The sequence below is a fragment of the Streptomyces sp. B8-7 genome (genome assembly GCF_058833805.1).
Window position 1 is genome coordinate 729,579 of the sequence record NZ_JBYRRL010000005.1, and the last position, 25,249, is coordinate 754,827.

Below are 25,249 nucleotides of genomic sequence, written 5' to 3' on the forward strand. Positions count from 1 at the left end.
TGCCGGCATCGACCGTGCCCACCTTTGTGCAGACAAGCGAACGAGCCGCCCACAGCGGCGGACACAAGGCCGGTCACCACCGGCGAGAGAGGTCAGGTCACCGTGACCGCACCGATCGGGACCACCGGGTCGGCGGCCGAGGCGCAGCCGGAGACTGTGCTCGCCGGTGTCGACAAGGGGCGGATCGAGGGGCGTTCCCTGGGGCAGATCGCCTGGTCCCGCTTCAAGAAGGACCGCGTCGCGGTGGCCGGCGGGATCGTCGTGATCGCCCTGATCACCCTCGCGGTCCTCTCGCGTCCGATCCAGAGCCTCTTCGGTCTCGACCCGAACGCGTTCAACCAGGACCTGATCGACCCGAACACCTCGCTGCCCACGGGCGGCATGGGCGGCATGAGCTGGGACCACCCGCTCGGTGTGGAGCCGAAGTTCGGGCGCGACATCGCGACCCGCATCCTGGAGGGGTCCTGGGTCTCCCTGGTCGTCGCCTTCGGTGCCACGCTGCTGTCGAACACCATCGGCACCATCCTCGGTGTGATGGCCGGCTACTACGGCGGACGGGTGGACACGGTCATCAGCCGGCTGATGGACACCTTCCTCGCCTTCCCGCTGCTGCTGTTCGCCATCGCCATCTCCGCGACGCTGCAGGGCGGTGCCTTCGGTCTCGAGGGACTGCCGCTCCACATCAGCGTGCTGATCTTCATCATCGGGTTCTTCAACTGGCCGTACCTGGGACGGATCGTGCGCGGTCAGACCCTGGCCCTGCGGGAGCGTGAGTTCGTCGACGCCTCCCGCGGCATGGGCGCCAGGGGTCCGTACATCCTGTTCCGGGAACTGCTGCCGAACCTGGTCGGCCCGATCATCGTCTACTCGACGCTGCTCATCCCGACCAACATCCTGTTCGAGGCGAGCCTGAGCTTCCTCGGCGTCGGCATCCAGCCCCCGCAGGCCTCATGGGGCGGGATGCTGAAGGAGGCCGTCAACTTCTACCAGGTCGATCCGCAGTTCATGATCGTGCCCGGCCTCGCCATCTTCGTCACCGTCCTGGCGTTCAACCTGCTCGGTGACGGTCTCCGTGACGCCCTCGACCCGCGCAGCCGCTGACATGCCGCCGCGCCGAGAGCTCAACAAGTTTCCGACAATGGAGGGGAAGCAGACCATCATGCGAAGGTCAGCGCTTGCCGCGCTCGCGGCTATCGGCAGTGTCAGCCTGGTCCTTTCAGGCTGCAGCAAGGCCGATGACAACAAGGACGACGAATCGGGCAAGTCCGCTGGCGCCAACGCCGCGACCAAGGCCGTCGTCAACGCCTCCACGCAGGAGGGCGGCACGGTCACCTACGAGTACTCGGACGTGCCGGACTCCTTCGACCCGGGCAACACGTACTACGCGTACATGTACAACTTCAGCCGGCTCTACGCCCGCCCGCTGATGACCTTCAAGCCCGGTCCGGGCGAGAAGGGCAACGAACTCGTCCCGGACCTCGCCGAGAGCGCCGGCGAGCCCAGCGACGGCGGCAAGACCTGGACGTACAAGCTGCGCGCCGGCCTGAAGTACGAGGACGGCACGCCGATCACCTCGAAGGACGTCAAGTACGCCGTCGAGCGCTCCAACTTCGCCCGCGACGTGCTCTCGCTCGGCCCCAACTACTTCCAGCAGTTCCTGGAGGGCGGCGACAAGTACAAGGGCCCCTACAAGGACAAGAGCGACAAGGGCCTGGCGTCCATCGAGACGCCCGACGACTCCACGATCGTCTTCCACCTGAACCGCGCGTTCCAGGAGTTCGACTACCTCGTCGCCACCCCGCAGACGGCCCCCGTGCCGAAGGCGAAGGACACCGGCGTCGACTACGTCAAGAAGATCGTGTCCTCCGGCTCCTACAAGTTCCAGAGCTACGAGGAGGGCAAGCAGGTCGTCCTCGTCCGCAACGAGAACTGGGACCCGAAGACCGACCCGCTGCGCAAGCAGTACCCCGACCAGATCGTCGTCAAGCTCAAGGTCAACGCCGAGACCATCGACCAGGACGTCATGGCCGGCCGGGCCATCGACCTCGGCGGCACCGGTGTCCAGGCCGCCACCCAGGCGAAGGTCGTCAACGACCCCTCCCTGAAGGCCAACACCGACAACACCTACGGCGGCCGCCTCGTCTACATGGCGATCAACACCAAGCTCGCGCCGTTCGACAACGTCGCCTGCCGCAAGGCCGTCCAGTACGCCATCGACAAGGTCTCCGTGCAGACCGCCGAGGGCGGCCCGATCCGCGGCGACATCGCCACCACCGTCCTGCCGCCGGACATCCCGGGCTACGCCAAGTCCGACCTGTACGCCACCGACGGCGGCAAGGGCGACGCCGCCAAGGCCAAGGAGCAGCTGAAGGCCTGCGGCAAGACGTCCATCTCCACCAACATCTCCGCGCGCAGCGACCGCCCGCAGGAGATCGACGCCGCCACCGCCATCATCAGCTCGCTGAAGAAGGCCGGCATCGACGCCACCCTCAAGCAGTACCCGTCGGGCAAGTACTTCACCGACTCCGTGGGTGTGCCGAAGTTCGACGAGAAGCAGAACATCGGCCTGATGATGATGCAGTGGGGTGCCGACTGGCCGTCCGGCTACGGCTTCCTGCAGCAGATCCTGCACGGCGACGCGATCGGCGAGTCCGGCAACACCAACCTGTCCCAGCTGGACAACGACGAGATCAACTCCAAGCTGGAGACGGCGATCGCCACCGAGGACAAGGCGCAGCGCGACGCCCTGTACGGCGAGATCGACAACAAGACGATGGAGGAGGCGGCCCTCGTCCCGCTGACCTACTTCAAGGTCCTGCTGTACCGCCCGGCGAACTTCACCAACCTGGTCTCCAACGCGGCCTGGAGCGGTCAGTACGACTACCTCAACATCGGTACGACCAAGAAGTAGCCCCGGAAGGCAGGTGAAGGCATTGGTGCCCGCGGGCCGAGAGGCCCGCGGGCACCAGCGCCGGTCCCCGTGATCTCGTACATCATCCGCCGGACGATCGCAGCGGTGATCCTGCTGCTCGTCGTCGCCGCGGTCACCTTCGGCATCTTCTTCCTGCTGCCGCGGCTCGCCGGCCAGACCGCCGACCAGCTCGCCCAGCAGTACATCGGGAAGAACCCGTCGCCCGCCGACATCGCCGCGGTCAAGCACAACCTGGGACTGGACCAGCCCGTCTACGCCCAGTTCTGGCACTTCATCAAGGGGATCGTGGCCGGCGCCACCTATGACCTCGGCCCCACCACCGTGCACTGCGACGCGCCGTGCTTCGGCTACTCCTTCAAGACCCACGTGGAGGTCTGGCCGCAGCTCACCTCCCGCCTGCCGGTGACGCTGTCGCTGGCCGCCGGTGCCGCGGTGCTGTGGCTGGTGTCCGGTGTCACCGCCGGTGTCATCTCCGCGCTCAAGCCCGGCTCGGTCCTCGACCGCCTCTTCATGGGCGTCGCCCTCTCCGGCGTCTCCCTGCCGATGTTCTTCACGGGCCAGCTGGCGCTGCTGCTGTTCACCTACCAGTGGCCCATCTTCGGCCGCACCTACGTGCCGTTCACCGAGAACCCGTCCCAGTGGGCCAACACCCTGTTCCCCGCCTGGTGCTCGCTCGCCCTGCTCTACTCCGCCATCTACGCGCGGCTGACCCGCTCCGGCATGCTGGAGACGATGAGCGAGGACTACATCCGCACCGCCCGCGCCAAGGGCCTGCGCGAGCGCAACGTCGTCGTCAAGCACGGCCTGCGCGCCGTCCTGACCCCGATCATCACGGTGTTCGGCATGGACCTCGGCCTGCTCCTCGGCGGTGCCGTCATCACCGAGACGGTGTTCTCCCTGCACGGCATCGGCGAGTACGCGGTCAAGTCCATCCAGGACAACGACCTGCCCCCGATCCTCGGGGTCACCCTGCTCGCCGCAACCTTCGTCGTGTTCGCAAACTTCCTGGTGGACCTGCTGTACGCGGCCGCCGACCCGCGGGTGAGGCTCTCGTGACCGAACTCTCCAAGACCGGCGCCGCCGTGGGCGAGCCCGCCCCCGCCGCGCCGGAGACGACCGCCTTCCTCGACGTGCGCGACCTCAGGGTGCACTTCCCCACCGACGACGGCCTGGTCAAGTCCGTCGACGGGCTCAGCTTCCAGCTGGAGAAGGGCAGAACCCTCAGCATCGTCGGCGAGTCCGGCTCCGGGAAGTCGGTCACCTCCCTGGCGGTCATGGGGCTGCACCGGCTCGGCTCCCGCGGCAAGAACGTCCGGATGTCCGGCGAGATCTGGCTGGACGGCAAGGAGCTGGTCTCCGCCGACCCCGACGAGGTGCGCCGGCTGCGGGGCCGCGAGATGGCGATGATCTTCCAGGACCCGCTGTCCGCGATGCACCCGTACTACACGGTCGGCAGCCAGATCGTGGAGGCCTACCGCGTCCACCACGGCGTCAGCCGCAAGGCCGCCCGGCTGCGCGCGGTGGAGATGCTCGACCGGGTCGGCATCCCCGAACCGCACAAGCGCGTCGCCGCCTACCCGCACGAGTTCTCCGGCGGTATGCGCCAGCGCGCGATGATCGCCATGGCGCTGGTCAACAACCCCGAGCTGCTCATCGCGGACGAGCCGACCACCGCCCTCGACGTCACCGTCCAGGCGCAGATCCTCGACCTCATCCGCGACCTGCAGAAGGAGTTCGGCTCCGCGGTCGTCATCATCACCCACGACCTCGGCGTCGTCGCCGAGATCGCCGACGACGTCCTCGTGATGTACGGCGGCCGGTGCGTGGAACGCGGCTCCGTCGAGGACGTCTTCGAGCGGCCGCAGCACCCCTACACCTGGGGGCTGCTCGGCTCGATGCCCCGGATCGACCGGGAGACCACCGACCGGCTCGTCCCGGTCAAGGGGCAGCCGCCGAGCCTCATCAACGTGCCCTCCGGCTGCGCGTTCCACCCCCGCTGCCCGTACGCGGACGTGCCCAAGGACAACGCCACCCGCACCGTCCGCCCGGAGCTGCGGCCGGTCGAGGGCGGCCACTGGTCCGCCTGCCACCTCTCGCCCGAGGACCGCACCCGGATCTGGACCGAAGAGATTGCGCCGAAGCTGTGAGTGAGACGAAGAAGACGGACGCCGTCACGGTCCCGGCACAGCAGAAGGCTCCCGGGGAGCGGCGGCAGGCCCTGGGCGAGCGCGAGGTGCTGCTGCGGGTCGAGGGGCTCACCAAGCACTTCCCGATCCGCAAGGGTCTGCTGAAGCGGCAGGTCGCCTCGGTCAGGGCCGTCGACGGGATCGACTTCGAGGTGCGCCGCGGCGAGACCCTCGGCGTGGTCGGCGAGTCGGGCTGCGGCAAGTCCACGATGGGGCGGGTCATCACCCGGCTCCAGGACCCGACCGGCGGCACCATCCGCTTCGACGGCAAGGACATCACCCGCCTGAGCACCGCCGGGATGCGCCCGCTGCGCCGGGACATCCAGATGATCTTCCAGGACCCCTACGGCTCCCTGAACCCCCGGCACACCATCGGCTCCATCGTCTCGGCGCCCTTCCGGCTCCAGCGGGTCGAGCCCGAGGGCGGGGTGAAGAAGGAGGTCCAGCGGCTGCTGGAGCTGGTGGGGCTGAGCCCGGAGCACTACAACCGCTACCCGCACGAGTTCTCCGGCGGCCAGCGCCAGCGCATCGGCATCGCCCGCGCCCTCGCCCTGAACCCGAAGCTGGTCGTCGCGGACGAGCCGGTGTCCGCGCTGGACGTGTCGATCCAGGCGCAGGTCGTCAACCTGCTGGACGACCTCCAGCAGGAGCTGGGCCTGACCTACGTGATCATCGCGCACGACCTGTCGGTGGTCCGGCACGTCTCGGACCGGATCGCGGTGATGTACCTCGGCAAGATCGTGGAGCTGGCCGACCGCGACCTGCTGTACACGGCGCCGATGCACCCGTACACCAAGGCGCTGATGTCGGCGGTGCCGATCCCGGACCCCAAGCGCAGGAGCGCCGGGAGCGAGCGCATCCTGCTCAGGGGCGACGTCCCCTCGCCGATCTCGCCGCCCAGCGGCTGCCGCTTCCACACCCGGTGCTGGAAGGCCACCGAGGTCTGCCGCACGACCGAGCCACCGCTGCTGGAGCTGCGGCCCGGCCAGCGCGTGGCCTGCCACCACCCGGAGGACTTCGAGGACCAGCAGCCGCAGGACACCGTCCTGCTGGGCGCCGCGGAGGAGGCGGCGAGGCTGGTGTCGGAGCCGGAGCCGGAGCCGGAGCCGGTGTCGGTGTCGGAGCCGGACGCTGTCTCGGTGCCGGAGTCGACGGCGGCCGAGGCGGAGCCGGAGACCGGCGCTTCCGGGACCGGCGCCGGGGAGGCCGGCAGCGCCGACAAGGGTGCGGCGAAGGCCGAGGAGCAGTAACCCGGAGCGCGCCCCTGCCTTGCATTGCAAGGCAGGGGCTGGTTCGTAGGTAAAAATGTAAGGGTGCTTGAGCAAATCTTCAGCCCGTCCGTCCAGCACACGCTGGATCTGATCGGCATCTTCGTGTTCGCCATCTCGGGCGCGCTGCTGGCCGTGCGCAAGAACTTCGACGTCTTCGGCATCGCCGTGCTCGCCGAGGTCACCGCGCTCGGCGGCGGGCTCTTCCGCGACCTGGTCATCGGCGCCGTGCCCCCGGCGGCGTTCACCGACCTCGGCTACTTCATCACGCCCCTGCTGGCCGCCCTCCTCGTGTTCTTCCTGCACCCCGAGGTGGAGCGCATCCAGGCCGGGGTCAACGTCTTCGACGCGGCCGGGCTCGGCCTGTTCGCCGTCACCGGCACGACCAAGGCGTTCGAGTACGGGCTCAACCTCACCTCCTCCGCGGCCCTCGGCCTGGCCACCGCGGTCGGCGGCGGCGTGCTGCGCGACGTGCTCGCCAACGAGGTGCCCTCCCTGCTGCGCTGGGACCGCGACCTCTACGCGGTGCCGGCGATGGTCGGCGCGGGCATCGTGGTGCTCTGCATCCGGTTCGACGCGCTGTCGCCCTTCACCTCCGCGCTGGCCGCGGTGACCGCGTTCGCGGTGCGACTGCTGGCGATGCGGTTCAACTGGAGGGCGCCGAGGGCGTGGAACCGGAGGTCCACGGTGCGGGAGGCCGAGGCCGACGAGATCTAGGGCGTGTTTCGAAAGTCCCGCCTGCCTGGCGGCGTCTGGCACGCACGCTCGCCGCGTTGTCGGGCTCGCCCCGATACATCCAGTATCGGGGCGACCCTCCGCCTTGCGATCGCACGCACCAGACGCCGCCAGGCCTGCCCTTCGGGCAGACGACGCTACTTTCGAAACACGCCCTAGGTGTATTGCCCTGTGAGGTTGGGGACGCGGCTGGCGGGTGGTTTGCCCTTCAGCGCGGTGTGTCCGCGGTGGTGATTGTAGGTGTGCAGCCACTGGGGGAAGGCGTCGCGTCGTTCCTGTTCTGAGCGGTAGGGGCGGGCGTAGGCCCATTCGTCGAGCAGGGTGCGGTTGAGGCGTTCGACCTTGCCGTTGGTCTGGGGCCGGTAGGGCCGGGTTCGTTTGTGGGTGATCCCGGCCGCTGTCAGCGTGTCGCGCCAGGCGTGGGACTTGTAGCAGGAGCCGTTGTCGGTCAGGACGCGCTCGACGGTGATCCCGACGCCGGTGAAGTAGGCGTGGGCCCGGGTCCAGAAGGCGGTGGCGGTTTCTTTCTTCTCGTCGGTGAGGATCTCGCTGTAGGCGAGGCGGGAGTGGTCGTCGACGGCGGTGTGGATGTAGCTGTAGCCGGCGTTCCGGCGGTTCTTGCGGCCGGCCTGGCGGCCCAGGGTCTTGTGGCCGCCGCCGTCGGGGATGTTGCCGGGCTTCTTGATGTCCACGTGCACCAGTTCGCCGGGACGTTCGCGTTCGTAGCGGCGTATGTTCCGGCCGGTGGCCCGGTCCAGGTGCGTGAGGCGGGCCAGGCCGTAGCGGGTCAGGACCCGGTGGACGGTGGAGGGCACCAGGTCCAGCAGGTGCGCGATGCGGGCCGGTCCCCACCGGCGCAGGAGCCGGATCTTGATGATCCGGCGTTCGGTGCGGGTCGGCGTCCGCCGGGGGCTGTGGTGCGGGCGGGAGGAGTGGTCGGCCATTCCGGCCTCGCCCAGGGCCCGGTAGCGGGCGGCCCACCGCTGGGCGGTGGTGGGCGAGACCTGGAACCGCTCGGCGGCCCGCCGCAGCGGCCAGCCGTCCTCGACCACACAGCGGGCCAGGCGCAGGCGTCCGGTCTCGGTCAGGGGTGCATTACGGTGGGGCACGAGGGCCTTTCTGGTCGGTGTAGACGTCGCAATCCACACCGAACCCGGAAGGCCCTCACCCGTTCAAGCAGTCCCAGCCGAGACCTCCATCACCCGTCCACAACCTCCCGGGGCGATACACCTAGGGCCGCGGCACCGGCCGGCGCCGGTCCGGCCGTCTGCGGCCCCTATCGAAAAAGCTACCGCTTAGTAGTTTGCTGTTGTACGGTACTCGCATGGCTCAGGCAATCCAGGCGACCATCGGCGACAGCGAGTTCGACCGAGACACCGCGACCACGCAGCGGGAGCCGGGTGTGTACGACACCTTCCTCTCGCCCGGCTGGACGATCTTCGGCGCCGTCAACGGGGGCTACCTGCTGGCGGTTCTGGGCCGCGCACTCGCGGACACCCTGCCGCACGGCGACCCCTTCACCGTCTCGGCCCACTATCTGAGCGCCTCCCGGCCCGGCCCGGCCGTGGTGCGCACCGAGACGGTCCGCACCGGCCGCACGCTGTCGACCGGACAGGCCTCGCTCCTCCAGCGCGACGACGACGGCCACGAGGTCGAGCGGATCCGCGTCCTCGCCTCCTACGGCGACCTGGACGCCCTCCCCGACGAGGTGCGCACCACCGCGACGCCGCCGGAGTTCCCGCCCATGGCGCAGTGCCTCGGACCCGCGGACGGGCCGGCGCCCGGCTCCGACGACCAGCCCATCGCCGACCGGCTGATGCTCAAGCTGGACCCGGCCACGATCGGGTGGGCGCTCGGGCAGCCCTCCGGCAAGGGGGAGATGCGGGCCTGGTTCGGGCTGGCCGACGGCCGGGACATCGACCCGCTCGCGCTGCTGCTCTCGGTGGACGCGTTGCCGCCGACGGCGTTCGACCTCGGCGTGCAGGGGTGGGTGCCCACGGTGGAACTCACCGTTCATGTGCGGTGCCGGCCTGCTCCCGGGCCGGTGCGGGTGTCGATCGCGACCCGGAACCACGCGGGGGGCTTCCTGGAGGAGGACGCCGAGGTCTGGGACAGCGCGGGGCGGCTGGTGGCTCAGTCGCGGCAGCTGGCCCGGGTGCTGCGGGGCTGAGCAGGCGCTCCGCCGGAGAGGGCGTGGGCTGCGCCGTCAGGTTCGGGCGCGGTGCGGCGGTGGCCGGTCGCGCGGTTCCCCGCGTGCCTGGGCCTGCGCAGCGCGCCGCGCCCTTTGCGGGGTATTCGTCCTTGCCGGAGGTTCGTCCGGTCGTGGGCCGGGGTGCGGTGCGGCGGTGGCCGGTCGCGCGGTTCCCCGCGCCCCGGGGGGGCGCGGTGCGCCGTGTTCCCCGGGCGGGCGGGGTCCGCGTGCTTGCGGCGGTCAGTCGAGCCAGTGCGTGCGGCCCTTGGTGATCAGGCGGAGCCGGCGGGTTGCCACCCGGGCCACCCGGGCGCGTTCCGCTTCCCCGCGGGCCTCCAGGAAGAGTGAGGCCGTGCCGAGCATCTGGTCGACGTAGAGACCGGCCAGCATCAGCAGGTCGTCGTCGTTCCAGCCCGCGGACTCCGGATCCCCGGCGAGTTCGGCCTTCACCTCCCGGGCGAAGCGGACGAGTTGCTCGCGGATCGCGTCCCGTACCGGCTGCACGCCGCCGTGCCGCTCCCGCGCGATGAACCGTACGTGCGCGGGGTGCGCCTCCACATGCCCGGCGATCAACTCCACCGCGCGGGTGATGCGCTGCTCGCTGTCCCCGTTCGCGGCGACCGTCGTGCGGATCATCGGGTGGAGGCTGCCCAGCGCCTCCTCGACCAGGGCCACACCGAGGTCGGCGGTGGAGCGGAAGTGCCGGTAGAAGGCGGTCGGCGCGACGCCCACCGCCCGGGTGACCTCCCGCAGTCCCAGGCTGCTCAGGCTCTGCTCCTCCAGCAGCTCCAGCGCTGCGTCCAGCAGGGCCTGACGGGTCTTCTGCTTCTGGGCCTGGCGGATGCCGAGGGTGTGACTCATGCCATGCAGTTAACAACTGTTCTCTGGAATTGGGAAGTCGGTCGGTGGGTTAGACTCGGTAGTCAGTGAACAACTGTAACTACAACCGTTCACCGAAGCTTCGCGGGCCCTGCCCCCGAAGCGTTCCGGAGGGGGATTCGATCCCATGTTGTTCCTCGTCGCCGCGCTCCTGCTGCTCGGTGTCGTGCTGGGCACCGTCGCCCACGCACCGCTCTCCGTCACCCTCGTCGCGGCCACCGCCATCGCCGCCTGGCTCGGCGTCTTCGCCCTGCGCGAGCGGCACGCCCGCCGCCGGCACACGCCCACCCGCTGAACCGCCGGGAGCCCACCATGCAACTGACCGCACCGGCCGCCGGCCGGACCACCGTCCGCGACACCGACGGCATGGCCGTCGCGTCCTTCGTCCTCGGGCTGACGGGCCTGCTCGTCCTCAACCTGTTCCTCGGCCCGATCGCCATCACCCTGGCCGCCGTCGCCCTGTGGCGCGGCACCCGCCGGCCCGGCCGGGCCCTGCTCGGCCTCGGCCTCGGCGTCGCCGACCTGGTGGTGCTGGCCCTGATCGTGCACGCCGACCACACCGTGTCCTGGAGCTTCTGACCACCCCCCGGGAGGCCGGGAGCGTCCCGCACCCGCCGAGGCGCCCGCACGGCCGGTCCCGGCGGCACCGCACGCGGTGCCGCCGGGGGCGCCCCGTAGAATCGGCGTCACCATGGCTTACCTCGACCACGCCGCGACCACCCCGATGCTCCCGGAGGCGGCGGAGGCCCTGACCGCCCACCTGGGCGTGACCGGGAACGCCTCCTCGCTCCACGCCTCCGGCCGCCGGGCCCGCCGCACCGTCGAGGAAGCCCGCGAGACCCTCGCGGAGGCCCTGGGTGCCCGCCCCAGCGAGGTCGTCTTCACCTCGGGCGGCACCGAGGCCGACAACCTCGCGGTGAAGGGCCTGTACTGGGCGCGCCGCGCCGCCGACCCGGCCCGCACCCGGGTGCTGGCCAGCCCCGTCGAGCACCACGCCGTCCTCGACGCCGTGCACTGGCTCGGCGACCACGAGGGCGCCCGCGTCGAGTACCTCCCGGTCGACGCGCACGGCCGCGTCCACCCCGACGCCCTGCGCGAGGCCATCGCCGCCGGCCCGGACGACGTCGCGTTCGCCACCGTCATGTGGGCCAACAACGAGATCGGCACCGTGATGCCGGTCCGCGAACTGGCCGACGTGGCAGCCGAGTACGGCATCCCGCTGCACGCCGACGCCGTCCAGGCCTTCGGTCAGCTGCCGGTCGACTTCGCCGCCTCCGGCCTCGCCGCCATGACCGTCTCCGGCCACAAGATCGGCGGGCCGTACGGCATCGGCGCGCTGCTCCTCGGCCGCGAGTACAGCCCCGTGCCCGTGCTGCACGGCGGCGGGCAGGAACGCCACGTCCGCTCCGGCACCCTCGACGTGCCCGCCATCGCCTCCTTCGCGGTCGCCGGCCGTCTCGCCGCCGAACACCGCGACCGGTTCGCCCACGAGATCGGCGCCCTGCGCGACGACCTCGTCGCCGCCGTCCGCGCCGCCGTGCCCGACGCCGTCCTCGGCGGCGACCCCGACCCCGCCGGACGCCTGCCCGCCAACGCCCACTTCACCTTTCCCGGCTGCGAGGGCGACTCGCTGCTCCTGCTGCTGGACGCGCAGGGCATCGAGTGCTCCACCGGCTCCGCCTGCACCGCCGGAGTCGCCCAGCCCAGCCACGTCCTGCTCGCCACCGGCACCGACCCGGACCTGGCCCGCGGCACCCTGCGCTTCTCCCTCGGCCACACCTCCACCGCCGCCGACGTCGACGCCCTCGCCGGCGCCATCGGCCCCGTCGTCGAGCGGGCGCGCGCGGCCGGGCTGACGTGAACCGGCCGGCCCGGCCCGGTCAGCCGGCGGCCGCGGCGGAGGCCGGGCCGGACCGCTCGGGGGCGGCGGTGGCCGTCCCCGCCGGGGCCGACGGGGACGGGGCGGTACGGGCGCGCCGGACGAGTCCCAGGTAGCGGTCCCAGTCCCAGTGCGGACCCGGATCGGTGTGGTCCGTGCCCGGCACCTCCACATGCCCGATGATGTGGTCCCGGTCGACGGGTATGCCGTAGCGCGCGCATATGCGTGCGGTGAGCCGCGCCGACGACGCGTACATCGCGTCCGTGAACGACGCCGGGTCCTCCACGAAACCGGCGTGCTCGATGCCCACACTGCGCTCGTTGTACTCCCGGTTGCCCGCATGGAACGCCACGTCCAGCTCGCGGATCATCTGCGTGACATGGCCGTCGTCCCGGACCACGTAGTGCGCGGCGGCGCCGTGCCAGGGGTCCTGGAACACCCGCACCGCGCTCGCGAAACTGCCCTGGGTGACATGCACGACCACCAGGTCGATGCCGTAGTCGTCCGGCCGGTCCGCCCAGCGGAAGTTGGCCGGGGACGCCGGCGTCCAGCGGGCGCCCGCGAAGTCGACCTCCCCCTCCGTACGCGGCCCGCGCACGCCCTGCACCCGCCACCACGGCAGGTGCAGGCCGTCGCGGGCGAGCACCGCGGCGCCCGCCGCGGCGACCAGCCCCCCGGCGAGCACCGCCCGCCGCCCGATCCGCCGGCCCGAGTCACCGGCGCCGGCCCCCGAAGCGTCCCCCGCAGTCCGTCCCATGTGTCCCACAACGGATATCCGCGGGCCCCGGTTCCCGCGCCCCCGTACCCTGGAGGGGCTATGACTGACACCCCGCAGCGCACCCGCCCCCTCCGCGTCCTCGCCGCCATGTCCGGCGGCGTCGACTCCGCCGTCGCCGCCGCCCGCGCGGCCGAGGCGGGCCACGACGTGACCGGCGTCCACCTCGCCCTCTCCGCGAACCCGCAGTCCTTCCGCACGGGCGCGCGCGGCTGCTGCACCGTCGAGGACTCCCGCGACGCCCGCCGGGCCGCCGACGTCATCGGCATCCCCTTCTACGTCTGGGACCTCGCCGACCGCTTCCGCGAGGACGTGGTCGAGGACTTCGTCGCCGAGTACGAGGCGGGCCGTACCCCCAACCCGTGCCTGCGCTGCAACGAGAAGATCAAGTTCGCGGCCCTGCTGGACAAGGCACTCGCCCTCGGCTTCGACGCCGTGTGCACCGGCCACTACGCCAAGGTCGTCGTCACCGGCGACGGCACCCGCGAGCTGCACCGCGCCTCCGACCTCGCCAAGGACCAGTCCTACGTGCTCGGCGTCCTGGACGACCGGCAGCTCGCGCACGCGCTGTTCCCGCTCGGCGACACGGTGACCACCAAGGACGAGATCCGCGCCGAGGCCGAGCGCCGCGGGCTCGCCGTCGCGAGGAAGCCCGACTCGCACGACATCTGCTTCATCGCCGACGGCGACACCCAGGGCTTCCTCGCCCGCCGCCTCGGCAGGACGGAGGGCGACATCGTCGACGAGGACGGCCGCAGGCTCGGCACCCACGAGGGCGCGTACGGCTTCACCATCGGCCAGCGCAAGGGTCTGCGCATCGGCACCCCGGCCCCCGACGGCAAGCCGCGCTACGTCCTCGACATCTCCCCCGTCGACAACACGGTCACCGTCGGCCCGGCCGCCTCCCTCGACGTGGACGGCCTCACCGCCGTGAAGCCCCGCTGGTGCGGCGCCGCACCCACCGGTCCCGGCACCTACACCGCCCAGCTGCGCGCCCACGGCGGCGAGACCGAGGTCACCGCCGAACTCACCGGCGGGGAACTGCGGGTGACCTTCACCGAGCCGGTCCGCGGTGTCGCCCCGGGCCAGGCGATCGTCCTCTACGACGGCACGCGTGTGGTCGGCTCCGCCACCATCGCCGCCACCACCCGCCCGGCGGCGCTGTCCCGCCCGTGAACCGGGCGGGCCCGCCGGACCGCGTCGGCCGGGGAGCCGGCCGACGCACCCGCCCGCCCGGCGGTCCGGCGTGGCGCCCGGTGGTGCGAGCATGGCGGCCATGGCTACTCATGTGATCACCGGGGCCGGTTCCGGCATCGGCGCGGCCGTCGCCCGCCGCCTGCACGCGCGCGGGGACGCGCTCGTGCTCCACGCGCGCGACGCCGGCCGCGCCAAGGAGCTGGCGGCCGCGTTCCCCGGCGCGACGACCCTGGTGGGCGACCTCGCCGACCCCGACCGGCTCAGCTGGGCCTTCTCCCACCAGACGCTGCCCGACCGGGTCGACTCCCTGCTGCACATCGCGGGTGTCGTCGACCTCGGCCCGGTCGGCGACCTCACCCCGAAGTCCTGGCGCCACCAGCTCAACGTCAACCTCGTCTCGCCGGCCGAGCTGACCCGTCACTTCCTGCCCCAGCTGCGCACCGCCCGCGGTCACGTGCTGTTCGTCAACTCCGGCGCCGGTCTGAACGCGCACGCCGACTGGTCGGCCTACGCCGCCTCCAAGCACGGGCTGAAGGCCCTCGCCGACTCCCTGCGCCACGAGGAGCACGCGAACGGTGTCCGCGTCACCTCCGTCTACCCCGGCCGCACCGCCGGCCCCATGCAGGCCAAGGTGCACCAGCAGGAGGGCAAGGAGTACGACGCCGCACGGTGGATCGACCCCGAGTCCGTCGCCACGACGATCCTCATGGCCCTCGACCTGCCGCGCGACGCGGAGGTCAACGACCTGACGGTCCGGCCGGGCCGCTGAGCGGGGCGGCCGCCTGCCGGGACCGGCGGCCGTGCCGCCTGCCGGGACCGGCGCCCGCGGGGCCGCGGTACGGGCGGCGGGGCGGGGTCGTACACCGGCGGGCGGCACGGGCGCGGAGCCCCCCAGCCGCGGAGCGGGGCGTACCCGGGCGGCGTCCGGGGCGCGGAGCACCGGCACTCCCGGCACCCCCGGCGCTCGGGCCGGGCGCCGATGTGCGGATGCAGGGGAGCGCGGCCGTGGCCGGGGGACGGGCGCGGCCGCCGGCGCGGGGTGCGGCGCCGCGGTGCGGACCGCCCGCGCGGCCCGCACCCGCGCCTGCATAGGCTTCGACGTGTGATGGAACACTTCAGCTTCGCGCCCGCGACCGGCGTCGGCTCCCTGCCCGGAGGGGACGCCCGGGAGGCCGCCAGGACCGCCACCGGCTCCTTCGAGGACTTCCCCTTCCTCGCCGAACTCCCCGCCCGCGGACCCGGCGCGGACATGATCGGCCGGACCGCGGGGATGCTCGTGGAGATGTACGCGCGCGTGGAGCCCAGCGGCTGGCGCATCGGCGACCGGCCGGGCCGGGACACCAGGCGGGCCCGCTCCTGGCTCGGCGAGGACCTCGACGCGCTGGAGGAGTTCACCCAGGACCACACCGGCCTGCTCAAGGTGCAGGCGGTCGGCCCCTGGACGCTGGCCGCGAACCTGGAGCTCAGGAACGGCGAGGCCGCGCTCTCGGACCCCGGCGCCTGCCGCGACCTCGCCGGCTCCCTCGCGGAGGGTCTGCGCCTGCACCTGGCCGAGGTCCGCCGGCGGGTGCCGGGCGCGCGGCTCGTGCTCCAGCTCGACGAGCCGTCCCTGACCGCCGTGCTGCGCGGGCAGGTGCGGACCGCCAGCGGCTACCGCACCCACCGTGCCGTGGACCGGCAGGATGCCGAAGCCGCGCTGCGGGAGGTCCTCGGGGCGCACGAGCAGGGTCCGGCCGTCGTCCACTCGTGTGCGCCCGACGTGCCGTTCGCACTGCTGCGCCGGGCGGGCGCGGCCGCCGTCTCGTTCGACTTCTCCCTGCTCACCGAGCGTGACGACGAGGTGATCGGAGAGGCCGTGGAGGCGGGCACCCGCCTCTTCGCCGGTGTCGTGCCGGCCACCGGCGGCCCGTTGTCAGACCCTGCCGGTAGCGTCATGGGGGTCAGGACGCTGTGGCGCAGGCTGGGGCTGCGACCAGGACTCCTCGCGGAGGCGGTCACCCTCACCCCGGCCTGCGGCCTGGCGGGTGCCTCCCCCGAGTACGCCCGCCGGGCCCTCGCCCACTGCGTCCGGGCGGCGAGATCCCTCGCGGACAACCCTGAGTAACGGGAGGACGACACGGTGGCCGGCGACAGTCAGGCGGAGACGACGGTGCCCGCGGCGGCGCGGGAGCAGCACGCGCAGCTCGCTGAGCAGATCGAGGAGCACCGCTTCCGGTACTACGTGAAGGACGCGCCCGTCGTCAGCGACGCGGAGTTCGACAGGCTGCTGCGCGCCCTGGAGGCGCTGGAGGAGGAGAACCCCGCACTGCGCACGCCCGACTCGCCGACCCAGAAGGTCGCCGGGGCCTACGAGACGGAGTTCACCTCCGTGGAGCACGCCCAGCGCATGCTCTCCCTCGACAACGCCTTCGACGACCCGGGCCTGGCCGCCTGGGCCGAGCGCGTCCACAAGGACGTCGCCACCAGCGACCACCACTTCCTGTGCGAGCTGAAGGTCGACGGTCTCGCCGTCAACCTCACCTACGAGCACGGCCGGCTCACCCGCGCGGCGACCCGCGGCGACGGCCGGACCGGCGAGGACATCACGCCCAACGTCCGCACCATCGGCGAGATCCCGGACCGGCTGCACGGCGACCGCGTCCCGGACCTGGTGGAGATCCGCGGCGAGGTCTACTTCCCGATGAGGGAGTTCGCCGCGCTCAACGCCCGCCTGATCGAGGCCGGCGACAAGCCGTTCGCCAACCCGCGCAACGCGGCCGCCGGTTCGCTGCGCCAGAAGGACCCCAGGGTCACCGCCACCCGCCCGCTGCACATGGTGGTCCACGGCATCGGCGCCCTGGAGGGCTTCGAAGGCCCCGCCCGCCTGTCCGAGGTCTACGCCCTGCTCAAGGGCTGGGGCCTGCCCACCTCCGCGCACAACAGGGTGGTCGACGACCTCGACGGGGTGCGGCGGTTCATCGCGTACTACGGCGAGAACCGCCACTCGGTGGAGCACGAGATCGACGGCGTCGTCGTGAAGCTCGACGAGATCCCCCTGCAGGGCCGGCTCGGCTCGACCTCCCGCGCGCCCCGCTGGGCGATCGCCTTCAAGTACCCGCCGGAGGAGGTCAACACCCGGCTCGTCGACATCCGCGTCGGTGTCGGCCGCACCGGCCGGGTCACGCCCTACGCGCAGGTCGAACCGGTCACCGTGGCCGGCTCCGAGGTCGAGTTCGCGACCCTGCACAACCAGGACGTGGTCAAGGCCAAGGGCGTGCTCATCGGCGACACCGTGGTGCTGCGCAAGGCCGGGGACGTCATCCCGGAGATCCTCGGCCCGGTCGTCGACCTGCGCGACGGCACCGAGCGGGAGTTCGTGATGCCCGCGCAGTGCCCGGAGTGCGGCACCGCGCTGCGGGCCATGAAGGAGGGCGACGTCGACCTGCGCTGCCCCAACGCCCGCAGCTGCCCCGCCCAGCTGCGCGAGCGGCTGTTCTACCTGGCCGGCCGCAAGTGCCTGGACATCGAGCACTTCGGCTATGTCGCGGCGGCCGCCCTGACCCGGCCGCTGGAGCCGGCCGAGCCGCCGCTGAAGGACGAGGGCGACCTGTTCGACCTCACCGTCGAGCAGCTGCTGCCCATCCGGGCCTACGTCCTCGACCAGGACAGCGGACTGCCCAAGCGCGACCCGAAGACCGGCGAGGAGAAGACCGCCACCGTCTTCGCCAACCAGCAGGGCGAGGCACGCAAGAACGCGGTCGCCATGCTGGAGAACATCGCCGCGGCCAAGGAGCGGCCGCTGGCACGGGTGCTCACCGGCCTGTCCATCCGGCACGTCGGGCCGGTCGCCGCCGAGGCCCTCGCGCGCGCCTTCCGCTCCGTCGACCGCATCGAGGCGGCCACCGAGGAGGAGCTCACCGCCGTCGACGGCGTGGGCGACATCGTGGCCGAGGCCGTCAAGGAGTGGTTCGCCGAGGACTGGCACCAGGAGATCCTGCGCAAGTGGAAGGCCGCCGGCGTGCGGATGGAGGACGAGGGCACCGGCGAGGACGAGGGGCCCCGCCCGCTGGAGGGCCTCACCGTCGTCGTGACCGGCACCCTGGAACGCTTCACCCGCGACGGCGCCAAGGAGGCCCTGCAGAGCAGAGGTGCCAAGGTGACCGGTTCGGTGTCGAAGAAGACCTCGTTCGTCGTGGTGGGTGACAACCCGGGATCCAAATACGACAAGGCGATGCAGCTGAAGGTTCCGGTGCTGAACGAGGACGGCTTCGGCATCCTGCTCGCACAAGGCCCCCAGGCCGCCGCGGAAGCCGCGCTTCCGACCGAGGAGTAGCGGTTGAAGGCCACCCGATCGGCGCATATCAGATGCATACGGGTGGCCCGGGCGCATTCGGGCAACCGTCGACGACCGCTGCCCGAGGAAGCCTTCGGCGGCCTACTGTTGAGGGGTGCACCTGCCGGGCCCGGCCGCGGTCGGTGCATTCCCCTGCGCCCGTACAGCAGCGGGAAGGGGTTTTCCGACCCGGTGCCGCCCGCGGGACGTGGGGCCATCGGGCCGCGGGGCGTGAGCACCGCCGGCTGTGAGAGGGACGGAATGGAACCGACCGAGAGCGCCGCCTCGGGCTCACGGCTGCGCCGGCTCGCCGGCGTCTGGCGCGCGGGCCGGGCATCCCTGGCATCCCGCTGCCGCCCCGGCGCCGTGGTCCGCGCCGCCGGCCGGTGCGGCACGGACCCACAGCACCGCGCGGACCAGTACCGCGCGGACCAGCAGGGCACGGAGCAACACCGCGCGGAGCAACACCGTGCGGAGCAGCACCGTGCGGAGCAGCACCGTGCGGACCAGCGTCACGCGGACTCCCGCGCGGAACCCCGCCGCGGTGACCCGCTCCGCCCCGGTCCGCTCGGCACCGGCCTCTTCGCACCCGGCCCGCAGGGCGTCCGGCCCGCGGACGGCGGCGCGCACGGCGGGCCGCCCGGGAGCGGCACGGTGCACCCGGGCCCCCTCACCACCGGGCAGCCCCTGCCCGCGACCGCCGCCGGCCTCCCCGCCCTCGCCGGGCTGCCCGGGCAGCCCGGCGAGGGCGCCGAACGGCATCCGGCCTGGCCCGCGCTGCCCGCGGCGGTCGTCGCGGCCGCCGGGTTCGTCCTCGGCGCCGGGTTCTACCGCGCCTTCACCGGCAGCCACGCCCTGTTCCCGCCCGGCCCGTCCGGCTGGGCGCTGGCCCTGCTCACCGGGCTCATCGTCGGCCACCTGGTGATGCTCGGCCGCGCCCGCTGGTGGGGCGGCACCGGCTCCGGCGCCGCCCTCACCCTCGCCGTCCTGCTGCTGTACGGCTGGGTGCCGGCCGGCCTGGTCAGCCTCACCGTCGTCGTCCTGGTCGGCGCGGCCCGCCGGCACCGCTGGCGGCAGGCCGTGCAGCACGGCGCCGTGGACATCCTCGGCATCGGCGCCGGCGCCCTCGTGCTGGCGTTCTTCGGCCGGGTACCGTCCGTGGAGAGCCCCTGGAACCCCGGCACCTGGAACCTCGGCACCGCCCCGGCCGTGGTGCTGGCCGCCGTGGCCTACCTCGCCGTCTCCCGCACCCTGCTCTGGTACCTGCACGCGCCCCGCTCCGCCGGGCTGCCCACCGTCGTCCGCACCGCCCTCGTCCGGCAGGGCCTGGTCGCCGTCGCGCTGCTCGGCATAGCCCCGCTGGTCTGCGTGGTCGCCCTCGCCAAGCCGGTGCTGCTGCCGCTGTTCGCGATCCCCCTCATCGCCCTCGACTCCACCCTGTGGATGGCCCGCGCCCGCGCCGAGGAGCAGCTGCGCGACCCGCTGACCGGGCTGCCCAACCGGCAGTGGCTGCTGGAGCGCATCTGGACCGCCCTGGACGACGCCGACCGCATCGGCGCCCGCGCCGCCCTGATGCTGATCGACCTCGACCGCTTCCGCTCGGTCAACGACACCCTCGGCCACCTCGCCGGCGACCGGCTGCTGCTGCAGACCGCCGACCGGCTGCGGCTCGCCCTCCCCAGAGGCGCCGAGGCGGCCCGGCTCGGCGGCGACGAGTTCGCCGTCTTACTGCCCGTCGCCGACTCCACCACGTCCGCGACCCGTGTCGCCCGCGGCATCGTCGCCGCCCTCAGCTCCCCGCTCGACCTCGACGGCCTCACCCTCGTCCTGGAGGCCAGCGCCGGAGTGGCCGTCTTCCCCGACCACGCCCTCGACGCCGAGGGCCTGCTGCGCCGCGCCGACGTGGCGATGTACCAGGCCAAACGGGACCGCACCGGCGTCGAGGTGTACGAGTCCAAGCGCGACTCCAACACCCCCGACCGCCTCGGCCTGCTGGCCGACCTGCGCCGCGCCCTGGACGCGCACGAGGTGCAGCTGCACTACCAGCCCAAGGTCCGCTTCGACGGACAGGTGGCCGGTCTGGAGGCCCTGGTGCGCTGGGTGCACCCGGAGCGGGGCAAGGTGCCGCCGGACGAGTTCATCGCCATCGCCGAGTCCTCCGGACTCATGCCCCACCTCACCGAGTACGTGCTGGAGACCGCGCTCGGCCAGGTCGCCGCCTGGCGCGCCCAGGGCCTGTTCGTGCCCGTCGCCGTCAACGTCTCCCCCCGCGACGTGCACACCCCCGGCTTCGCCGGGTCCGTCGCCGCCCGTCTGGCCCGGCACGGGGTGCCCGCGGGCGCCCTCCAGCTGGAGATCACCGAGCACGTCCTGCTGGAGGACCCGCAGCGCGCCGCCGACACCCTCGCCGGGCTGACCGGGCACGGCGTGAAGATGTCCCTCGACGACTTCGGCACCGGCTACTCCTCCCTGGTGCACCTGCGCCGGCTGCCGGTCAGCGAACTCAAGATCGACCGTTCCTTCGTCGCCCGCCTCGCCGTCGACACCGAGGACGCCGAGATCGTCCGCTGCACCGTCGACCTCGCCCACTCGCTGGGCCTGCTCGTCGTCGCCGAGGGGGTCGAGGACGACGAGACCTGGGAACGCCTGCGGGACCTGCGCTGCGACGCCGTACAGGGCTGGCTGGTCGCCGCCGCGATGCCGCCCGACGAGACCACGGCCTGGCTGCGCGCCCGCGGCGCCCGGGGCTGGCAGCGGCCCCGGGCCGCCCTCCCGGCCGCCGAGTAGGCCGCCGGAACAGCCCGGCCGCCCCCACGCCGGGCCGGTGCCTCCCCCCGGCCGCGGAGTGACGCGGACGGGCACGGGTTGACGTCCCGGCACTCGCCGACCGGTCCGCCGGGAGCGCCGCCCGCGCCGCGCCGGGCCGGTCCGCGCGGCTCCCGGGCGGTTCCCGGGCGGTTCCCGGAACGGTACCGGTCCCGGTCCGGGGCAAACCGTTTCCGTGGCACGGGCGGCCGCCCCATAGGATGAGGTCCTCAAGGCCCACCCACACTCACCCCAGAGGAACGCTGCATGCCTGGCATCACGCGCGAGGAGGTCGCCCACCTCGCCCGGCTGGCGCGTCTGGAGCTGAAGCCCGAAGAGCTCGATCACTTCGCCGGCCAGCTGGACGACATCATCGGCGCGGTCGCCCGCGTCAGCGAGGTCGCCGACCAAGACGTACCGCCGACCTCGCACCCGCTCCCGCTGACCAATGTCATGCGCCCGGACCAGGTGCGTCCGTCGCTCACCCCCGAGCAGGCGCTCTCCGGCGCCCCGGCCCAGGAGCAGCAGCGTTTCAAGGTGCCGCAGATCCTGGGGGAGGACTGATCCCATGACGGACATCATCAAGCTCACCGCGGCCGAGATCGCCGGGCGGATCGCCTCCGGCGAGCTCACCGCCGTCGAGGTCACCGAGGCCCACCTGGCCCGTATCGAGGCCGTCGACGAGAAGGTGCACGCCTTCCTGCACGTCGACCGCGAGGGCGCCCTCGCGCAGGCCCGCGCCGTCGACGCCAAGCGCGAGCGCGGCGAGAAGCTCGGTCCGCTGGCCGGTGTGCCGCTCGCGCTGAAGGACATCTTCACCACCGAGGGCATTCCGACGACCGTCGGCTCCAAGATCCTCGAAGGCTGGATCCCGCCGTACGACGCCACGCTCACCCGGCGCCTGAAGGACGCCGACGTGGTCATCCTCGGAAAGACCAACATGGACGAGTTCGCCATGGGGTCCTCCACCGAGAACAGCGCCTACGGCCCCACCGGCAACCCCTGGGACCTCACCCGCATCCCCGGCGGCTCCGGCGGCGGCTCCAGCGCCGCCCTCGCCGCGTACCAGGCGCCGCTGGCCATCGGCACCGACACCGGCGGCTCGATCCGCCAGCCCGCCGCCGTCACCGGCACGGTCGGCGTGAAGCCGACGTACGGCGCGGTCTCCCGCTACGGCATGGTCGCCTTCTCCTCCTCCCTCGACCAGGGCGGCCCCTGCGCCCGTACGGTCCTGGACGCGGCACTGCTGCACGAGGTGATCGCCGGACACGACCCGATGGACTCCACGTCCGTCGACGCCCCGGTCCCGCCCGTCGTCGAGGCCGCCCGCAACGGCGGCGTCGCGGGCATGCGCGTCGGCGTGGTCAAGCAGTTCCGCGGCGAGGGCTACCAGGCCGGCGTCATCCAGCGCTTCGACGAGTCCGTCGGGCTGCTGCGGGAGCTGGGCGCCGAGATCGTCGAGCTGGACTGCCCGTCCTTCGACCTCGCCCTGTCGGCGTACTACCTCATCGCGCCGTCCGAGTGCTCCTCCAACCTGGCCCGCTTCGACGGCCTGCGCTACGGCCTGCGCACCGGCGACGACGGCACGCACTCGGCGGAGGAGGTCACCTCCCTCACCCGCGAGGAGGGCTTCGGCCCGGAGGTCAAGCGCCGGATCATGCTCGGCACGTACGCCCTGTCCAGCGGCTACTACGACGCCTACTACGGCAGCGCCCAGAAGGTCCGCACGCTCATCACGCGCGACTTCGAGAAGGCCTTCGAGCAGGTCGACGTGATCGTCTCGCCGACGACGCCGACCACCGCCTTCGCGATCGGCGAGCGCGCCGACGACCCGATGGCGATGTACCTCGCCGACCTGTGCACCATCCCGACCAACCTCGCGGGCAACGCGGCCATGTCGCTGCCCTGCGGCCTCGCCCCGGAGGACAACCTCCCCGTCGGCCTGCAGATCATCGCCCCCGCGATGCAGGACGACCGCCTGTACAAGGTGGGAGCCGCCGTCGAGGCCGCGTTCGTGGAAAGGTGGGGGCACCCGCTCCTGGAGGAGGCTCCGTCGCTGTGAGTGCACTGTCCAAGGCCAAGGGCTTCAAGAAGTCCAAGTCCGGTCTGTATCTGTCCATGGCCACCACCGCGTTCGGCGCGGTCACCGTCGCCAAGCAGGTCAGGAAGGCGCGCGCGGAGAGCGACATGCTGCGGCTGATCGACGCCGCCGTGTCCGGTGCCGCGATCGCCACCGGCCTCGCCATCCTCTACCGCGAGCTGAAGCGGCTGGGCGACGACGACGTCCTGCTGGGCTGAGAGGGAAGTTTCACCGTGACCACCACGACCGACCTGGTGTCGTACGAGGACGCGCTGGCGTCGTACGACCCCGTCATGGGCCTTGAGGTCCATGTCGAACTCGGCACCGCCACCAAGATGTTCTGCGGCTGCTCCACCGCGCTCGGTGCCGAACCCAACACCCAGACCTGCCCGGTCTGCCTCGGCCTGCCCGGCGCGCTGCCGGTCGTCAACGCGACCGGCGTCGAGTCCGCGATCAAGATCGGGCTCGCGCTGAACTGCGACATCGCCGAGTGGTGCCGCTTCGCCCGGAAGAACTACTTCTATCCGGACATGCCGAAGAACTTCCAGACCTCCCAGTACGACGAGCCGATCGCCTTCGACGGCTACCTCGACGTGGCGCTGGAGGACGGCGAGGTCTTCCGCGTGGAGATCGAGCGCGCCCACATGGAGGAGGACACCGGCAAGTCGACGCACGTCGGCGGCGCCACCGGCCGCATCCACGGCGCGTCCCACTCGCTGCTGGACTACAACCGTGCCGGCATCCCGCTCATCGAGATCGTCACCAAGCCGATCACCGGGGCGGGCGAGCGCGCCCCGGAGGTCGCCAAGGCCTACGTCCGTGAGCTGCGCGAACTCATCCGTGCGCTCGGTGTGTCCGAGGCCCGCATGGAGATGGGCCAGATGCGCTGCGACGTCAACCTGTCGCTGATGCCCCGGGGCAGCGAGACGTTCGGCACCCGGTCCGAGACGAAGAACGTCAACTCGCTGCGGTCCGTGGAGCGCGCGGCCCGCTTCGAGATCCAGCGGCACGCGGCCGTGCTCTCCTCCGGCGGCACCATCATTCAGGAGACCCGCCACTTCCACGAGGACACCGGGTCCACCACCTCCGGCCGGGTGAAGGAGGAGGCCGAGGACTACCGGTACTTCCCGGAGCCCGACCTCGTCCCGGTCGCCCCGCCCCGCGCGTGGGTCGAGGAACTCCGCGAGGCCCTGCCCGAGCTGCCGCTGGCCCGCCGTACCCGGCTGCTGGCCGAGTGGGGCGTCTCGGCCACCGACATGCAGGCGATCCTCAACGCCGGCGCCCTGGACCCGATCGTCGCCACGATCGAGGCCGGTGCCGACGCCGCCGCCGCCCGCAAGTGGTGGATGGGCGAGCTGGCGCGCAGCGCCAACGAGGCGGGCACCGGCCTGGACGAGCTGGCCATCACGCCGGCCCAGGTCGCCCGGGTCACCGCGCTGGTGTCCTCCGGTGACCTGAACGACAAGCTGGCCCGCCAGGTCATCGAGGGCGTCCTCGCGGGCGAGGGCACCCCGGACGAGGTCGTCGACCGGCGCGGCCTGAAGGTCGTCTCGGACGACTCGGCGCTGGGCACGGCCGTCGACGAGGCCATCGCCGGCAACCCCGGCATCGCGGACAAGATCCGCGGCGGCAAGGTCGCCGCGGCCGGCGCGCTGGTCGGCGCCGTCATGAAGGCGACCCGGGGCCAGGCCGACGCCGCCCGCGTCAAGGAGCTGATCCTTCAGAAGCTGGGCGTCAGCGAGGGCTGAGACCGGCCCGCACACCGCGAGAAGGCTCCGGGGACCGATGTCCTCGGGGCCTTCTCGCGGTGTGCGCCTCCGTGCGGCGCGGCGTCCCCGGGGCGCCCGTGCGGCGTCCCCGCGGAGCGGGTGCGGCGAGGGCCGCCCGGCCCGGCGGCGACGGCGCGGGGCCCGTGCGGCGTGCCGGTGTGCGGCGTCGTCCGGCGCCGGGGCGCGCGGATCTCGTGGCGCGCACGTGCGGCGCGTCTCCGGTCGCCCGGAGGGGTGCGCG

At 72.5% G+C, this 25,249-nt stretch carries 23 protein-coding genes; 19 read left to right on the forward strand and 4 right to left on the reverse strand.

The window, feature by feature from the left end:
* The first annotated feature begins 102 nt into the window (after positions 1-102).
* From AC5K6T_RS27325 to AC5K6T_RS27350, 6 genes are all read left to right on the forward strand, one after another.
* Positions 103-1,101 (forward strand): ABC transporter permease, encoded by a 999-nt coding sequence (locus tag AC5K6T_RS27325; RefSeq protein WP_493213148.1) that lies wholly within the window; start codon positions 103-105, stop codon positions 1,099-1,101.
* Positions 1,102-1,159: 58 nt separating this feature from the next.
* Positions 1,160-2,911, forward strand: a complete 1,752-nt coding sequence (locus AC5K6T_RS27330) for an ABC transporter substrate-binding protein (RefSeq protein WP_493213149.1) — start codon at positions 1,160-1,162, stop codon at positions 2,909-2,911.
* A 69-nt stretch (positions 2,912-2,980) separates the two neighbouring features.
* Positions 2,981-3,988, forward strand: a complete 1,008-nt coding sequence (locus tag AC5K6T_RS27335) for an ABC transporter permease (protein ID WP_493213150.1) — start codon at positions 2,981-2,983, stop codon at positions 3,986-3,988.
* Positions 3,985-5,079, forward strand: coding sequence for an ABC transporter ATP-binding protein (locus tag AC5K6T_RS27340; protein ID WP_493213151.1), 1,095 nt, complete (start codon positions 3,985-3,987; stop codon positions 5,077-5,079). The genes AC5K6T_RS27335 and AC5K6T_RS27340 overlap by 4 nt, the downstream gene beginning before the upstream one ends.
* Positions 5,076-6,368, forward strand: a complete 1,293-nt coding sequence (locus AC5K6T_RS27345; protein WP_493213152.1) for an ABC transporter ATP-binding protein — start codon at positions 5,076-5,078, stop codon at positions 6,366-6,368. Before AC5K6T_RS27340 ends, AC5K6T_RS27345 begins: the two co-directional genes overlap by 4 nt.
* Positions 6,369-6,431: 63 nt before the next feature.
* Entirely contained in the window at positions 6,432-7,103 is a 672-nt protein-coding gene (locus AC5K6T_RS27350; protein ID WP_493213154.1) for a trimeric intracellular cation channel family protein, read from the forward strand.
* 173 nt (positions 7,104-7,276) lie between these two features.
* On the opposite strand, the gene AC5K6T_RS27355 is transcribed toward AC5K6T_RS27350, so the two are convergent.
* Complete coding sequence (locus tag AC5K6T_RS27355) at positions 7,277-8,230, reverse strand: IS481 family transposase (RefSeq protein ID WP_493213156.1); 954 nt, start codon at positions 8,228-8,230, stop codon at positions 7,277-7,279.
* A gap of 215 nt (positions 8,231-8,445) precedes the next feature.
* On the opposite strand from AC5K6T_RS27355, the gene AC5K6T_RS27360 reads away from it, so the two are divergent.
* A complete protein-coding gene (locus AC5K6T_RS27360) occupies positions 8,446-9,291 on the forward strand; it encodes a thioesterase family protein (protein ID WP_493213157.1) in 846 nt (281 codons plus the stop codon).
* 261 nt (positions 9,292-9,552) lie between these two features.
* Here AC5K6T_RS27360 and AC5K6T_RS27365 read toward each other — a convergent pair whose 3' ends face one another.
* Complete coding sequence (locus AC5K6T_RS27365) at positions 9,553-10,173, reverse strand: TetR family transcriptional regulator (protein WP_493213159.1); 621 nt, start codon at positions 10,171-10,173, stop codon at positions 9,553-9,555.
* A 145-nt stretch (positions 10,174-10,318) separates the two neighbouring features.
* On the opposite strand from AC5K6T_RS27365, the gene AC5K6T_RS27370 reads away from it, so the two are divergent.
* From AC5K6T_RS27370 to AC5K6T_RS27380, 3 genes are all read left to right on the forward strand, one after another.
* On the forward strand, positions 10,319-10,486 hold the full coding sequence (locus AC5K6T_RS27370) for a hypothetical protein (protein ID WP_493213161.1): 168 nt from the start codon (positions 10,319-10,321) through the stop codon (positions 10,484-10,486).
* A 17-nt stretch (positions 10,487-10,503) separates the two neighbouring features.
* Positions 10,504-10,770 (forward strand): DUF4190 domain-containing protein, encoded by a 267-nt coding sequence (locus tag AC5K6T_RS27375; protein WP_493213163.1) that lies wholly within the window; start codon positions 10,504-10,506, stop codon positions 10,768-10,770.
* Positions 10,771-10,882: 112 nt separating this feature from the next.
* Positions 10,883-12,052, forward strand: a complete 1,170-nt coding sequence (locus AC5K6T_RS27380) for a cysteine desulfurase family protein (protein ID WP_493213165.1) — start codon at positions 10,883-10,885, stop codon at positions 12,050-12,052.
* Between the two features lie 19 nt (positions 12,053-12,071).
* Here AC5K6T_RS27380 and AC5K6T_RS27385 read toward each other — a convergent pair whose 3' ends face one another.
* A complete protein-coding gene (locus tag AC5K6T_RS27385; protein WP_493213167.1) occupies positions 12,072-12,827 on the reverse strand; it encodes an N-acetylmuramoyl-L-alanine amidase in 756 nt (251 codons plus the stop codon).
* 60 nt (positions 12,828-12,887) lie between these two features.
* On the opposite strand from AC5K6T_RS27385, the gene mnmA reads away from it, so the two are divergent.
* The 4 genes from mnmA to ligA all read left to right on the forward strand — a co-directional run bounded on the left by mnmA (position 12,888) and on the right by ligA (position 18,354).
* The gene (mnmA, locus tag AC5K6T_RS27390; protein ID WP_493213168.1) at positions 12,888-14,021 is read left to right on the forward strand and encodes a tRNA 2-thiouridine(34) synthase MnmA; all 1,134 of its coding nucleotides are present in this window, start codon (positions 12,888-12,890) and stop codon (positions 14,019-14,021) included.
* 91 nt (positions 14,022-14,112) lie between these two features.
* Complete coding sequence (locus AC5K6T_RS27395) at positions 14,113-14,811, forward strand: SDR family oxidoreductase (protein WP_493213170.1); 699 nt, start codon at positions 14,113-14,115, stop codon at positions 14,809-14,811.
* Between the two features lie 336 nt (positions 14,812-15,147).
* Entirely contained in the window at positions 15,148-16,146 is a 999-nt protein-coding gene (locus AC5K6T_RS27400; protein ID WP_493213492.1) for a methionine synthase, read from the forward strand.
* 15 nt (positions 16,147-16,161) lie between these two features.
* Positions 16,162-18,354 (forward strand): NAD-dependent DNA ligase LigA, encoded by a 2,193-nt coding sequence (gene ligA / locus AC5K6T_RS27405; protein ID WP_493213172.1) that lies wholly within the window; start codon positions 16,162-16,164, stop codon positions 18,352-18,354.
* Positions 18,355-18,645: 291 nt separating this feature from the next.
* Here the strand turns inward: ligA and AC5K6T_RS27410 are convergent, their stop codons facing one another.
* Positions 18,646-19,014, reverse strand: coding sequence for a hypothetical protein (locus tag AC5K6T_RS27410; protein ID WP_493213174.1), 369 nt, complete (start codon positions 19,012-19,014; stop codon positions 18,646-18,648).
* Here AC5K6T_RS27410 and AC5K6T_RS27415 point away from each other — a divergent pair.
* The 5 genes from AC5K6T_RS27415 (at position 19,009) to gatB (ending at position 24,987) form a co-directional block, all read left to right on the forward strand.
* Entirely contained in the window at positions 19,009-21,141 is a 2,133-nt protein-coding gene (locus tag AC5K6T_RS27415) for a putative bifunctional diguanylate cyclase/phosphodiesterase (protein ID WP_493213176.1), read from the forward strand. The two genes, AC5K6T_RS27410 and AC5K6T_RS27415, sit on opposite strands and share 6 nt — an antisense overlap.
* 285 nt (positions 21,142-21,426) lie before the next feature.
* Positions 21,427-21,723, forward strand: coding sequence for an Asp-tRNA(Asn)/Glu-tRNA(Gln) amidotransferase subunit GatC (gatC, locus tag AC5K6T_RS27420; protein ID WP_493213178.1), 297 nt, complete (start codon positions 21,427-21,429; stop codon positions 21,721-21,723).
* A 4-nt stretch (positions 21,724-21,727) separates the two neighbouring features.
* Entirely contained in the window at positions 21,728-23,221 is a 1,494-nt protein-coding gene (gene gatA, locus AC5K6T_RS27425; protein WP_493213180.1) for an Asp-tRNA(Asn)/Glu-tRNA(Gln) amidotransferase subunit GatA, read from the forward strand.
* Positions 23,218-23,457, forward strand: coding sequence for a hypothetical protein (locus tag AC5K6T_RS27430; RefSeq protein ID WP_493213182.1), 240 nt, complete (start codon positions 23,218-23,220; stop codon positions 23,455-23,457). The genes gatA and AC5K6T_RS27430 overlap by 4 nt, the downstream gene beginning before the upstream one ends.
* Positions 23,458-23,472: 15 nt before the next feature.
* Complete coding sequence (gene gatB, locus AC5K6T_RS27435; protein WP_493213184.1) at positions 23,473-24,987, forward strand: Asp-tRNA(Asn)/Glu-tRNA(Gln) amidotransferase subunit GatB; 1,515 nt, start codon at positions 23,473-23,475, stop codon at positions 24,985-24,987.
* Positions 24,988-25,249: the final 262 nt, after the last annotated feature.